We start from the raw sequence: 13454 nt of genomic DNA, 5'->3' as shown, positions 1-13454 counted from the left end.
CGCTCTCCAGGAGGCGGTCACCCCGATGGGGTGGCCGCCTCCTTCCGTTTGTGCGGGCGGGAGGCGGGGAGGCGCCCGTCAGGCGACCGACGGGCGGTCCTGTCGCGGAACGTGGACCCGCGGTCCGGAAGGGCCCGTTTTCTGTACCGAGGTGACAAACACCTGCGGGAAACCGTGTGTCCGGGCGGGTTGTGCGGGTTCCGGCCCGCGGCGTAGCGTCCCGTCTGACGCTGTGGCCACACCCGGCCGCTCACGTCCCCCCAGTGCGGCGGGCCGCACGGTCGCGGTCGTCCCGGCACCCCGGTCTTGAGGCTCCGGCTCTTGGACCACTAGTCTCATAGGCGCCGTAAGTAACGATTGTCTTACAACGTCGCATTTAGCCGCTGATCTGGGGGGGAACCCCTTCCATTTGGACGGGGGGCCGCTACGGTAGTGGCACCCGTCACGCCTACCGGACGGTAGCAATGCGGCGGACACGCGGTGTGACGACAGAACGCGGTGTGATGACAGAAAGAGCCTGAGTGCTACTCGCTCATTGGTTCGGGATTCCCCCGGCCTGGACGAAAGGTGACGAGTGGGCGTCGAGATCAGAGTCGAGGGTCTGACGAAGTCCTTCGGCCGCCAGGTGATCTGGCAGGACGTGTCGCTGACCATTCCCGCAGGTGAGATCTCCGTTCTCCTGGGTCCGTCCGGTACCGGAAAGTCGGTCTTCCTGAAGTCCCTCGTCGGGCTGCTCAAGCCCGACCGCGGGCACATCTGGATCGGCGACAGGGACCTGCCGTACCTGCCCGAGTCGCAGCTGTACGACACCCGGAAGCTGTTCGGCGTCCTGTTCCAGGACGGCGCCCTCTTCGGCTCCATGAACCTGTTCGACAACATCGCGTTCCCGCTCCGCGAGCACACCAAGAAGTCCGAGTCCGAGATCAAGCGCATCGTCATGGAGAAGATGGACCTGGTCGGTCTCCTCGGTGCCGAGCACAAGCTTCCCGGCGAGATCTCCGGCGGCATGAAGAAGCGCGCCGGCCTGGCCCGCGCGCTCGTCCTGGACCCCGAGATCCTGCTGGTGGACGAGCCGGACTCCGGCCTCGACCCGGTCCGCACCGCGTTCCTCAACCAGGTGTTCATCGACCTCAACGCGCAGATCGGCGCGACGTTCCTGATCGTCACCCACGACATCAACACCGCCCGTACCCTCCCGGACAACATCGGCCTGCTGTACCAGCGGCACCTGGCGATGTTCGGGCCGCGGGAGATGCTGCTGTCCAGCGAGGAGCCGGTCGTCCGGCAGTTCCTCAACGCCAGCAAGATCGGCCCGATCGGCATGTCCGAGGAGAAGGACGAGTCCGAGCTGGAGGCCGAGGCGAAGATGGGGCACGACCCCGGCAAGCTGCCGCCGATCCCGCCGCAGCAGATGCCGAGCAACGGGCTGATCCGCACCGGCATGCACGCGCCCGGCGCGTGGTGCGCGGCGCACGGCGTCACGCCGCCGCCCGGCTCGTTCATCGACGACCTCGGCCGCAACTGGGTGGAGGAGTGGCCGCGGTACGTGGCGTCCATGACGCCCGTCGGCGCCCCCTCCGGCGGCGCACACGGGGCGCCCGGCGGCATGCCGCCCGCCGGTCCTCCGCCCGGCGGTCCCGGGGACCGGTTCCCCGGCAACCCGCCGCCCGGCCGGCCGGGAGCGGGTGCAGGCTACTGATGTCCACTCCTGGTATCGGCGCGGACCAGCGAGGGGCAAGGAAGGGCGAGGGCTCTTCGGCGACGTTCCGCAAGATCGGGGACGGCGCGGCCAACGTCGCGATCAAGGAACCGGGACGGTTCTTCGCCCTGTGCCTGGACACCGGCCGCGCGATGTTCCAGTGGCCGTTCCAGTGGCGCGAGTTCATCCAGCAGGCCTGGTTCATCGTCAGCGTCACCGTCGTCCCCACGATGCTGGTCGCCATCCCCTTCGGCGGCGTGCTGTCCCTCCAGGTCGGCGGGCTGATCCGGCAACTCGGCGCGCAGTCCTACACCGGCGCGACCGCGGTGGTCGCGATCGTCCGGGAGGCCAGCCCGCTGGTCACCTCCCTGCTGGTCGCGGGCGCCGCCGGGTCGGCGATGTGCGCCGACATCGGCTCCCGGAAGATCCGCGAGGAGATCGACGCCATGGAGGTGCTGGGCATCAACCCCCTGCACCGCCTGGTGGTGCCGCGGATGCTCGCCTGCGCGTTCGTCGCGCTGTTCCTCAACGGGCTGGTCTCGGTGGTCGGCCTGCTGGGCGGCTACTTCTTCAACGTGATGCTGCAGGGCGGCACCCCCGGCGCCTACCTGGCCTCCTTCAACGCCATCGCGCAGCTGCCCGACCTGCTGCAGGCCGAGTTCAAGGCGTTCGTCTTCGGCATCACCGCGGGCCTGGTCGCGGCGTACAAGGGCCTGAACGCCAAGGGCGGGCCGAAGGGCGTGGGCGACGCGGTCAACCAGACCGTCGTCATCACGTTCATGCTGCTCTTCCTGGAGAACTTCCTGATCTCCACGCTGTACTTCCAGTTCGTCCCGTCGAAGGGGATGTAGATGGCTGCCCCTGGCAAGACGGGCAAGGCCGCCCGGCGGGTGGTGAGCGCACCGCTCGACCGGCTGGACGACTTCGGCCACCAGATGTCGTTCTACGCCCGCGCGTTCGCGTGGGTGTTCCGGGTGCTGCGCCGGTACCGGACGGAGGTGCTGCGGCTGCTGGCCGAGGTGAGCCTCGGCACCGGCGGCCTCGCGGTGATCGGCGGCTCGGTGGTGATCGTCGGGTTCATGACGTTCTTCACCGGCAGCCAGGTCGGCCTGCAGGGCTACGAGTCGCTGAACCAGATCGGCACGGCCGCGTTCACCGGGTTCGTCGCGTCCTACTTCAACACCCGCGAGATCGCGCCGCTGGTGTCGGCGCTCGCGCTGTCGGCGACGGTCGGCTGCGGGTTCACCGCCCAGCTCGGCGCGATGCGGATCTCCGACGAGATCGACGCGCTGGAGGTCATGGCCGTCCCGTCGATGCCGTTCCTCGTCACCACCCGGATGCTCGCCGGGATGATCGCGGTCATCCCGCTGTACATCGTGGGCCTGCTCGCCTCCTACGGCGCGACCCGGGTCATCGTGACGATGTTCTACGGCCAGTCGACCGGCACCTACGACCATTACTTCCATCTGTTCCTACCGCCGTACGACATCTTGTGGTCGTTCGGAAAAGTGATCGTTTTCGCGGTGCTGGTGATGCTGATCCACTGCTACTACGGCTACCACGCCTCCGGCGGCCCGGCGGGCGTCGGCGTGGCGGTGGGCCGCGCGGTGCGGACCAGCATCGTGGTGATCAATGTGGTCGACCTGATGCTCGGCATGGCGATCTGGGGCACCACCACCAGCGTCCGGATCGCGGGGTGACCACATGAGTGAGCGTTTGCGTTACCGGGTCCTCGGCACGTCGATGATCGTCGTGATCATCCTGCTGCTGGCGCTGACCGTGGCGCTGTACAACAAGGCGTTCACGCCGACGCTCGAAGTGAAGGTGCGGAGCGAGCGGGCGGGGCTGCAGCTGCTGCCGCACTCGGACGTGAAGGTCCGCGGCCTGATCGTCGGAGAGGTGCGCGGCACCGACGCCGACGCGCAGGGAGCGACGCTCCACCTGTCGCTGGACCCGGGCAAGGCGAAGCTGATCCCGCGGAACGTCCAGGCGCGGCTGCTGCCGAAGACGCTGTTCGGCGAGAAGTACGTGGACCTGGGGATCCCGGCGCAGGCGGGCCCGCTCGGGCTGCGCTCGGGCCAGGTGATCCAGCAGGACCGCTCCCAGGCCGCCGTCGAGATCGACAAGGTGCTGAACGACCTGCTCCCGCTGCTGCAGGCGGTGAAGCCGGCGGAGCTGAACGCGACGCTGAACGCCCTCGCGACGGCGCTGCAGGGCCGCGGCGACCAGATCGGCCGGAACCTGGAGGAGGCCGACGAGCTGCTGCGGAAGATCAATCCGCAGCTCGGCACGCTGGTGCACGACCTGAACGCCCTGGCCGACGTCTCCGACATCTACAGCGCCGCGGCGCCCGACCTGCTGCAGACGCTCCGCAACCTGAACGTCACCAGCAGGACGATCACCGACAAGAAGGCGACGATCGAGCAGCTGATCCCGGCGACGACCGCGCTGGCCCAGGACGGCGACGTGTTCATGCGGCAGAACGCCCCGAAGATCATCGGCTTCAACATCGCGAACCGGGACGGGCTGGACCTGATCGCCCGCTACTCCCCGTCGCTGCCGTGCGTGTTCGCCGGGCTGATGAAGCTCAAGCCGGAGTCCCAGCGGGTGGCCGGCGGCAACGGGTCCAAGACCTTCAACCTGACGGTCGAGATCGTCAAGCCCGTGCCGGGCTACAAGTACCCGCTGGACAAGCCGGAGGCCAAGGACCAGCGCGACCCGCGCTGCTACGGGCTGCCGAACCCCAAGGTCCCGTCCCCGACCTACCTCGCGCTGGACGGCACGCAGGACGACCTGTGGTGGAAGAACCCCGATGACCCGAACGGCGGCGGGAGCCGCGGCCGGGCGCTGTCGAACGTCTTCGTGGACCCGGGCTCGATGAGCGAGAAGGACAAGATCAAGAACGTGCTCGGCCCGGTGACGCGGACCCGCGCCGACCAGCTGTCCGACGTCGCCGCGCTGATGTTCGGGCCGCTGCTGGCCGACGGATCGGTGGTGACGGTCAAGTGAGGACGACCAGTGCGGCGATCAAGCTGGGGATCTTCGTGGTCGTCACCTCGCTGGCCACCGGCGTGCTGGCGATGACGATCTCCAACATGCGGTTCCGGGAGACGACCACCTACAAGGCGATCTTCTCGGACGTGACGGGCCTGCTCGACAACGACGACGTGCGCGTCGCCGGCGTCCGGGTCGGCCAGATCGAGCACATCGAGCTGTACAGGGGCGACAAGGCCGAGGTGACGTTCAGCCTCCAGAAGGAGAACGTGTTCAAGGCGGGGCTGCCCACGTCCACCCAGGCGCAGATCCGGTACCGCAACCTGATGGGTCAGCGGTACCTCGCGCTGACCGACGGCGCCGGGCAGGCCAACGACTACCTCAGGCCGGGCGGGACGATCCCGGTCGCGCAGACCACGCCCGCGCTGGACCTGACGACCCTGTTCAACGGGTTCCGGCCGCTGTTCCGCGCGCTGGAGCCCAAGGACGTCAACACGCTCGCGATGCAGATCATCCAGGTGCTCCAGGGCGAGGGCGGGACGATCAACAGCCTGCTCGCGCACGTCGCGTCGCTGACCAACACGCTCGCCGACCGGGACAAGGTCATCGGCCAGGTGATCGACAACCTGAACACCGTGCTCGGCACCATCGACGAGCGGCACGACGAGGTCAACCAGCTGATCACGGACCTGCGCGGGTTCGTCGGCGGGGTCTCGGGGGACCGCAGGGCGATCTTCGACTCGGTGGCGGCGATCAACGAGCTGACCGGCACCACGCAGGACCTGCTCGCCGACGCCCGCCCGGACATCCGCAACGACATCGCGGGGCTGCGCAAGCTCACCGCCACGTTCGACGCGAACGGCAAGGAGCTCGACGCGGGCCTGCAGCGGACGCCGAAGCGGCTGGAGGGGCTGGTGAACATCTCCTCCTACGGCTCCTGGTTCAACATGTACATCTGCGGCCTCGACGCGCGGGTGCGGCTGCCGGGCGGACCGGTCTACCAGACCCCGGCGATCGTGAACGAGAACGCGAGGTGCAAGTAGATGAGGATCCCGTTCCGGGAACGCAACCCGGTCCCCATCGGGCTCTCCGCGTTCGCGATCATCATCGTGCTGGTGGTGCTGGCGATGAACCTGGAGAACATCCCGTTCATCTCCGGCGGCAAGACCCACACCGCCGCGTTCCGGGAGGCGGCCGGGCTGCGGGCCGGCGAGGAGGTCCGCATCGCGGGCGTCAAGGTCGGCAAGGTCACCGCGCTGGATCTGGACGGCGACCACGTCAAGGTCACCTTCCGGGTCGACGACGGCGTGCGGCTCGGCGACCGCACCGAGGCCGACATCAAGATCAAGACGGTGCTCGGCGCGCACTACCTCGCGCTCACCCCGCGCGGGCGCGGCAGGCTCGGCCGCAACGTCCCGATCGAGCGGACGCACACCCCGTTCGAGGTCGTCCCCGCGATCAGCGAGCTGAGCCAGCGCGTCGGCGCGATCGACGTGCAGCAGGTCGCCAAGTCGTTCGACGTGCTGTCGGACACCTTCAAGAACTCCCCGGAGGAGGTCAGGGCCTCCCTGCAGGGGCTGCGCCGGCTGTCCAACACGGTGGCGTCCCGCGACGACGAGCTGCACGAGCTGGCCGGCAAGGCCAAGGACGTCTCCAAGCTGCTCGCCGACCGCAACCAGGACTTCGCCAAGCTCGTCCAGGACGGCGACAAGGTGCTCCAGGCGGTGCAGGCCAGGCGCGAGGTCATCCACCAGCTGCTGATCAACACCGTGACCCTGTCGCAGCAGGTGAACGCGCTGATCAACGAGAACGACAAGCAGTTGCGCCCGATGCTGGACAACCTGGCCAAGGTCAACCGGATCCTGCTGAAGAACCAGAACAACCTGGACCGGATCCTCCAGCTGTTCGCGCCGTTCGCCCGGCAGTTCTCCGACGTGACGGGCACCGGCCGCTGGTTCGACTCGTGGATCCAGAACCTGATCCCGATCCCCGCCTCGATCCAGAACCCCCCGTCCGGCGGAGGCGCGACGACGAACAAGCAGGGCGCCCGCCCGGGCGGCGGATCGTCCGGCCCCGGCAAGACCGGCAACAGCGACAACCCGTTGCCCTTCCTCCCGTGAGCAGGCAGGTCACCAGTGCGTAACTCCACGAGCATCCTCCGCCTGGGCGGCGCGATCCTCGCCGTCGCGGTGCTGGCCGCCGTGCTCCTGCTGGTCCTCCAGGAGCCGAAGCAGCGCCACATGACGGCGTACTTCACCAAGGCGGTCGGCCTGTACAAGGGCGCGGACGTCCGCATCCTCGGCATCCCCGTCGGCGAGGTCACGGGCGTCGAGCCCGTCGGCGACGCGGTGAAGGTCGAGCTGAGCTACGACGCGAAGTACAAGGTCCCCGCGGGCGCGCAGGCCGCGATCGTCAACCAGACCCTCGTCTCCGACCGCTACATCCAGATCACGCCCGTCTACAAGGGCGGCGCCGTCCTCGCCGACGGGGCGACGCTGGGCACGAACCGCACCGCGGTGCCGGTCGAGGTCGACGAGGTCGGCGGGAGCCTGAACGAGCTGTCCAAGGCGCTCGGCCCGCAGGGCGCGAACGCGCCCGGCGCGAACGGCGAGCAGGGCTCGCTGTCGCGGCTGCTGCAGGTCGGCGCGGCGAACCTGGACGGGCAGGGCGAGGACATCCGGCAGACGATCGCCGACGCGTCCAAGGCGCTCAGCACGCTGAGCACCGACCGCGGCGACGTGGCCGAGACGATCAAGAACCTGCGGATCATCACCGACGCGATGAAGGCCAACGACCAGCAGATCAAGTCGTTCTCCGGGCACCTCAACGGCGTCTCCGGGCAGCTCGCGGGGGAGAGGGAGGAGCTGAGCGCGGCCCTCAACACCCTGGCCCCGACGCTGAAGAACGTGCAGCGGTTCGTCAAGGGCAACCGCACCGAGCTGGCCTCCAACGTCCGGCAGCTCGCGCAGATCACCGGAGTGCTGGTGAAGGAGAAGGGCGCGCTCACCGAGATCCTCACCGCCGGCCCGCTGGCGGTCAACAACCTGGCCCGCGCCTACGACCCGATCAGCGGCACGATCCACACCCGCGACAACTTCCGCCAGTTCCACAACCTGGCCGACTGGATCTGCTCGCTGGCGTACTCGGTGGGCACGCCCGCCAAGGAGTGCCTCGACTTCGTCACGCCCTACAACGGGATCGGCAAGGCGCTGACCGGGTTCGGCCTGGACCTGTCCTGGATCACCGCACTGACCACGCACTACGACCCGGTCCCCGTCCCACCGGACGCCTACGGACCGCGGGGCAGGTCCGGCGGGTCCGGCAAGACGAGCACCACGAACAAGACCGCGGCGACCGGGACCCAGAAGAAGCCCACGGACATCACGGCACTGCTGCCTGGAGGTGGCCGATGAGCAGGCGGTCGATCAGCACACGGTCGACGGGCGCACGGTCGCGGGGCAGGGTGCGGCTGCTCGGCGCCGCCGCGCTCGCGGGCGTGACGGCCCTGTCGGGCTGCTCGTTCAACGGCGTGGAGTCGCTGCCGCTGCCCGGCGGGCCCGATCTCGGCCCGCACCCGCGCACCGTGAAGATCGAGTTCGCGAACGTGCTGGACCTCGTCCCGAAGTCGGCGGTCAAGGTCAACGACGTGTCGGTGGGCAAGGTCGAGAAGATCGAGCTGGCCGGCGAGCCGGGCGGGCAGGGGCAGGGGGGCGGCTGGCACGCCGTCGTCACGGTCAAGTTCCGCGGGGACGTCAAGCTCCCCGACAACGCGATCGCGACCGTCAGCCAGACCAGCCTGCTCGGCGAGAAGTTCGTCCAGCTCGAACCGCCGAAGAACGAGGCGCCGGTCGGGGAGCTCGCCGACGACGACCTGATCCCGCTGAACCGCACGTCCCGCGGCACCGAGATCGAAGAGGTGCTGTCGGCGATGTCGCTGCTGCTGAACGGCGGCGGCCTGGAGCAGGTCTCCACGATCAGCCACGAGCTGCAGGCCACGATGGGCGGCCGGGAGTCCACGATCAAGTCGGTGCTGCAGCGGGTGAACACCTTCGCCGGGACGCTGGACCAGAACCGCGCCGCGATCACCCGGGCGCTGGACAGCATCGACCGGCTGACCGGCAAGCTGTCCGACGAGCGCAAGACGATCCAGGACACCATCGACGAGACCGGGCCCGCGATCGCCGTCCTCAACCGGAACCGCGCCGACCTCACCAAGATGCTGGTCGCGCTGAACAAGCTCAGCCGCACCACCACGTACGTGATCAACCAGTCCAAGGCCGACATGCTGGCCAACCTGCGGGACCTCGACACGATCCTGCGCAACCTCAACAAGGCCGGCTCCGACCTGCCGAAGTCGCTGGAGACGCTGATCACCTTCCCGTTCCCCTCCACGTTCGAGAACGTCATCGCGGGCGACTACGGCAACGTGAGGCTGACCGTCGACCTGGACTTCGAGTCCATCGCGCAGAACCTGCTCGGCGGCACCGACCTGGAAGGGCTGCTCGGCAGCGGCAAGCAGATGCGCGGCATGCTCCAGGTCCCGAACGTGACGCTGCCGGACTCCCCGCTGGGCGTCCTGCCGCAGACCCCGGGCGGCGGCCAGGGCGGCACGGGGCAGGGCGGGCTGCCCGGCCTTCCCGGCGGCACCACACAGACCCCGGGGAAGCCGGCCGGCACGAACGACCAGGGACGGCCGGGCGCGCTCGCCCCCGACCCCGGTGACGGCGGTCTGCGGACCCTGATGACGGGGGGCCTCTCGTGATCCTCAAGCGCGGCGTCATCGTCCAGCTCATCGCCTTCGCGGTCATCACCGTCGTCGGCGTGGCGATCGTCTCGGTCAACTACATCGGCATCGGCCGCGACCTGCTCGGCAAGCAGTACATCGCCTATGTCGACCTCACCGACTCCGGCGGCGTGTTCACCAACGCCGAGGTCACCTACCGGGGCGTCCCGGTCGGGCGCGCCGGCCCCATCGAGCTGACCAAGGACGGCATCCGCGTCAAGCTGCTGCTGGAGCGCGGCAAGCGGATCCCGCGCGAGGGCACCAAGGCCGTCGTGGCGAACCGCTCGGCGGTCGGCGAGCAGTACGTCGACCTGGAGCCCACCACGAAGTCCGGGCCCTTCCTGGACCAGGGCGACCCGTACACCATCCCGCGGAGCCGCACCACGCTGCCGGTGTCCACCGCCGAGCTGCTGCGCAACGTCGACTCCCTCGTCGGCTCGGTGAACACCAAGGACCTCGGCGTCATCGTGGACGAGCTGGACAAGGCGTTCTCCGGCTCCGCCTCGGACCTGCAGTCGATCCTGGACGACACCGACCGGCTGCTGAAGACCGCCAACGAGGCCTATCCCGACACCGAGCGGCTGCTGAACAACGGCGTGACCGTCCTGGACACCCAGCGCGGCCAGGCCGCCAACATCCAGGGATTCGCCCGCAACCTGAACGCGCTGACCACCTCGCTCCGCAACGACGACCCGGCGCTGCGCAAGACCATCGAGAACGCGCCGGGCGCGGTGAACGAGACCCACCAGGCCATCAACCAGCTCGCGCCGACGCTGCCCGTCCTGCTGGCCAACCTCACCACCACCGGCCAGGTCATCGCGTCCCGCAAGGCCGGCCTGCGGTCGCTGTTCATCCTCTACCCGGTGACGGTCGCGGGCGCGTTCACCGTCACGCCCGGCGACGGGACCCAGCACCTGGGCCTCGACCTCAACATCGACGCGCCGCCCGCCTGCACCGAGGGCTACGAGAAGGTCAAGCACCGCTGGCCGCAGGACACCTCGAAGAAGAAGCCGCGCCTGGACGTCGGCTGCAAGGCGCCCCACGACGCGCCCACGTCCGTCCGCGGTTCCCGCAACTTCCCGCGCGACGCCATCGCGCCCTTCCCGCAGGTCCCCCCGGGCGCCACCACCGGCGCGGGGTTCCCCGAGGGCGGCGCGTACGGCACCCGCGACGACGGCGACGGGGACGGCGGTGACGGCGACGGCGGCAAGACGGACGCCAAGGGCTCCGGCAAGACCAAGGCGAAGGCCGCGGCCGCCCCGACGGGCCAGCTCGCGAACGGAAACCTGTACCTGTCGTATCCGGCCGGTTCAGTCGAATTCGCTGGATACGATCCAACGACGGGTGCGGTCTACGGCCCCGATGGCAAGCGATACGTCATGCCGCGCAGCGCCGGTACACGCCAGTTGGGAGAGGAATCCTCGTGGAAGTGGCTCCTGCTCGGACCGCTGAGCCAGTGAGGCGGGCACGATGAGGCGCCGTCTACCCCTGATCACCGCGATCGCGCTGGGCGTCGTCGTGGTGGGGCTCGCCATCGCGTCCGGCTGGCTCGGCGTGGTCTCCCTCAGGAACAAGGACGAGGCCGACCAGAAGGCGAAGGCGATCCAGTCGGCGCGCCAGATGGGCGTCAACCTGATGTCGCTCGACGCCGCCACCGCCCAGCGCGACCTGGACCGCATCGTGGGCGGCACCACCGGCGACCTCAGGAACAAGCTGGGCAGCCAGTCGAACGCCTTCATGCAGCAGATCACCAAGGCCAAGGCCAAGTCGACGGTCAGTGAGGTCGACGCCGCGCTGGTCTCCATCGACGGCGACTCCGCCGAGGTGATGGTCTCCCTCACCGGGACCGTCACCAACGACAAGGTGCAGAACGGCACGCCGCAGGGCTACCGGTACCAGATGGACCTCACGCGGCTCGACGGGCGCTGGCTCGTGTCCGGACTGGAGGTTGTCCCGTGACGATCAAGGCGGATCGAGCGGCCAGGGCCGAGGAGGCCGCCGAGGCGGCGCGCCTGGCGGAGGAGGCCGCCGCGAAGGCCCGGGAGGCCGCGCGGCTCGCCCAGATCGCCGCGGACGAGGCGGCCGCCGCCGAGGCGGACGAGGAGCCGGAGGAGAGCGTCCCGGAGGAGACTCCGAAGGCCCTCAAATCCCCTAAGAAGCCCCGTCGTGGTCGGAAGGCGCCCGAAGTCACACCCGATGACGTCGACGCCGCAGAGGTGGACTCAGCAGCCGATGCGGACGCCGAGGCCGTCGTCGACGACGATGTGAACGTCGAAGCGGACGAGACCACGTCCGACGCCGACGCGAAGGCCGTCGAGACGACCAAGACCACCAAGGCCGCCGCGCCCGCCAAGACCACCAAGGCCGGAAAGACGACCAAGGCGGGCAAGAGTGCCGCGAGCACCAAGGCCGCCGAGGCGGAGGAAGACGCCGAGGCTGAAGAAGGCGCCGAGGTCGAGGAAGACGCCGAGGCCACGAAGCCTGCCAAGGCCACCAGGACCAGGCGTCTGAACCTCAAGAAGCCCCCCAAGGCGACCGACGAGGACACCGAGGGCGGCGAGGACTCCGAGGCCGACGAGGACGAGGACGACGACGAGCCGGCAGGCCGGTCCCGGCTGGGCGGCAGGTCGACCGTCATCGCCGTCCTGGTCGTCCTGGCGATCGCGCTCGCGGCCGGCACCACGGCGCTGGCGTTGAAGGTCCGCGAGCAGAACGCGACCGAGCAGGCGTCCAAGGAGGCGTCCTTCGCGGCGTCCCGCGCGGCCCAGAAGCTGTCCTCGTACGACTACCAGACGCTGGACACCGACCTGAAGGCCGCGTCCGCGACCACGACGGGCAAGCTGCACACCCAGTACGACAAGCTCGCCCAGCAGCTCAAGACCGTCGCCGTCCAGCAGCAGGCCGTCTCCAACACGACCGTGATGAAGGTCGGCGTCGTCAGCGCGACCCCCGACAAGGTCGTGGCGCTCGTCTACGCCAACCGGTCGTCGGCGACCAAGGGCGACAAGCAGCAGCGCCTCCCCGAGCCGCTGCGCATCAAGCTGACGATGGTCAAGGAGGACGGCAAGTGGCTCGCCTCCGAGCTCACCGTCCTCTCCTAGACACCTGTCCCTCCCCGGGCCTGCCCCTCCGAGGTCTGGATCTGTCGTTTCGGGGTCAGGCCCTGCCCCGCCGGGGTCAGGACTTGTCCCTCCCGGGCCTGGACGTGTCGCTCCGGGCCCAGGACCTGCCCCTGCAGGTCCTGGGCGCCCGTCTCTCCCGGGGTGTTCCAGACGCCCGGCACGGCCCCTGGACGAGCAACCGTTAACCCCCGCGGGCCGCACCTAGCCGAGGTCGCGGGCAGCGCGGCCCGCGGGCGCGCGACCCGCCGCCTGCGGCGATTCGCGGGCTGTCAACCCCGATCCCTAAACTATGGCCTTCCTCACTGCAGGTCAGGGCCTGAAAAGTCCAAGTCCGCTCTTGACTGAGAGGCGCTGAGGGGCGATGCTCCATGGCAACGTGATGCATACTGCGGCGCTAGAGTTGCGAGCGGTGTACCGGTTCGGCTACACTGCCCCTTTGCGCTGCCCTCTGACTATCCACGTGTGAGAGCACCCCTGTGAAGGTCCGCTTTGGACCTCTTTGAGCAGGTCTCGAACGTGGATCGTCTGGCGTGCGTGTCATCTGTTTTACGCCGCGAGCCCTCGGAAGGACCACTCTTGGCAGCCTCGCGCAACGCCTCGAATACCGCAACCGGTCCGAACCGCGTCTCCTTCGCGCGCATCAAGGAGCCGCTCGAAGTCCCGGACCTCCTTGCTCTGCAGACCAACTCGTTCGACTGGCTGCTGGGCAACGAGAGGTGGAAGGCCCGGGTCGAGGCGGCCCAGAAGGCCGGAAGTAAGAGCGTCCCGACGCAGTCGGGGCTGGAGGAGATCTTCGAAGAGATCAGTCCGATCGAGGACTTCTCCGGGACGATGTCCCTGTCGTTCCGGGATCACC

Annotated in this window: 12 protein-coding genes; all 12 read left to right on the top strand. The window is 69.1% G+C overall.

All coding sequences use genetic code 11. The annotated features are described in order from the left end of the window. Nucleotides 1-574: 574 nt before the first annotated feature. Nucleotides 575-1699: an ABC transporter ATP-binding protein gene (locus AB0H37_RS18805; RefSeq protein ID WP_229810605.1), complete on the top strand. Its 1125-nt coding sequence runs from the start codon at nt 575-577 to the stop codon at nt 1697-1699. Nucleotides 1700-1851: 152 nt separating this feature from the next. After that, nucleotides 1852-2550, top strand: coding sequence for an ABC transporter permease (locus AB0H37_RS18800; protein WP_229810621.1), 699 nt, complete (start codon nt 1852-1854; stop codon nt 2548-2550). Further along, nucleotides 2551-3399, top strand: coding sequence for an ABC transporter permease (locus tag AB0H37_RS18795; protein WP_089315409.1), 849 nt, complete (start codon nt 2551-2553; stop codon nt 3397-3399). It abuts the gene before it with no gap. Nucleotides 3400-3403: 4 nt separating this feature from the next. Beyond that, nucleotides 3404-4708: an MCE family protein gene (locus tag AB0H37_RS18790; RefSeq protein WP_179837713.1), complete on the top strand. Its 1305-nt coding sequence runs from the start codon at nt 3404-3406 to the stop codon at nt 4706-4708. Then, nucleotides 4705-5736: an MCE family protein gene (locus AB0H37_RS18785; RefSeq protein ID WP_329085190.1), complete on the top strand. Its 1032-nt coding sequence runs from the start codon at nt 4705-4707 to the stop codon at nt 5734-5736. Before AB0H37_RS18790 ends, AB0H37_RS18785 begins: the two co-directional genes overlap by 4 nt. Further along, nucleotides 5737-6813 carry an MCE family protein gene (locus AB0H37_RS18780; RefSeq protein ID WP_329085192.1) on the top strand — a complete coding sequence of 359 codons (1077 nt, stop codon included), beginning with the start codon at nt 5737-5739 and terminating at the stop codon, nt 6811-6813. 15 nt (nt 6814-6828) lie between these two features. Beyond that, on the top strand, nt 6829-8106 hold the full coding sequence (locus AB0H37_RS18775; protein WP_360613994.1) for an MCE family protein: 1278 nt from the start codon (nt 6829-6831) through the stop codon (nt 8104-8106). Beyond that, on the top strand, nt 8103-9455 hold the full coding sequence (locus tag AB0H37_RS18770) for an MCE family protein (protein WP_360613992.1): 1353 nt from the start codon (nt 8103-8105) through the stop codon (nt 9453-9455). Before AB0H37_RS18775 ends, AB0H37_RS18770 begins: the two co-directional genes overlap by 4 nt. Then, nucleotides 9452-10936 (top strand): MlaD family protein, encoded by a 1485-nt coding sequence (locus AB0H37_RS18765; RefSeq protein ID WP_360613990.1) that lies wholly within the window; start codon nt 9452-9454, stop codon nt 10934-10936. The genes AB0H37_RS18770 and AB0H37_RS18765 overlap by 4 nt, the downstream gene beginning before the upstream one ends. A gap of 10 nt (nt 10937-10946) precedes the next feature. Next, nucleotides 10947-11435, top strand: coding sequence for a nuclear transport factor 2 family protein (locus AB0H37_RS18760; protein WP_179837707.1), 489 nt, complete (start codon nt 10947-10949; stop codon nt 11433-11435). After that, a complete protein-coding gene (locus tag AB0H37_RS18755) occupies nt 11432-12577 on the top strand; it encodes a hypothetical protein (RefSeq protein ID WP_360613988.1) in 1146 nt (381 codons plus the stop codon). Before AB0H37_RS18760 ends, AB0H37_RS18755 begins: the two co-directional genes overlap by 4 nt. 597 nt (nt 12578-13174) lie before the next feature. Further along, nucleotides 13175-13454: hypothetical protein (locus AB0H37_RS18750; protein WP_143227393.1), on the top strand; the 280-nt coding region annotated here is incomplete at its 3' end.

Source organism: Actinomadura sp. NPDC023710, from assembly GCF_040639875.1.
Classification (GTDB): Bacteria; Actinomycetota; Actinomycetes; order Streptosporangiales; family Streptosporangiaceae; genus Spirillospora; species Spirillospora citrea.
Note: the sequence above shows the minus strand (reverse complement) of the source record. Positions and strands in the feature narration are given on the sequence as shown.

Bases quoted from the DNA above. Each gene is read 5' to 3' on its own strand.
- AB0H37_RS18800 (WP_229810621.1), top strand. From the start codon at position 1,852: ATGTTCCAGTGGCCGTTCCAGTGGCGCGAGTTCATCCAGCAGGCCTGG.
- AB0H37_RS18770 (WP_360613992.1), top strand. From the start codon at position 8,103: ATGAGCAGGCGGTCGATCAGCACACGGTCGACGGGCGCACGGTCGCGG.
- AB0H37_RS18790 (WP_179837713.1), top strand. From the start codon at position 3,404: ATGAGTGAGCGTTTGCGTTACCGGGTCCTCGGCACGTCGATGATCGTC.
- AB0H37_RS18780 (WP_329085192.1), top strand. From the start codon at position 5,737: ATGAGGATCCCGTTCCGGGAACGCAACCCGGTCCCCATCGGGCTCTCC.
- AB0H37_RS18760 (WP_179837707.1), top strand. From the start codon at position 10,947: ATGAGGCGCCGTCTACCCCTGATCACCGCGATCGCGCTGGGCGTCGTC.
- AB0H37_RS18795 (WP_089315409.1), top strand. From the start codon at position 2,551: ATGGCTGCCCCTGGCAAGACGGGCAAGGCCGCCCGGCGGGTGGTGAGC.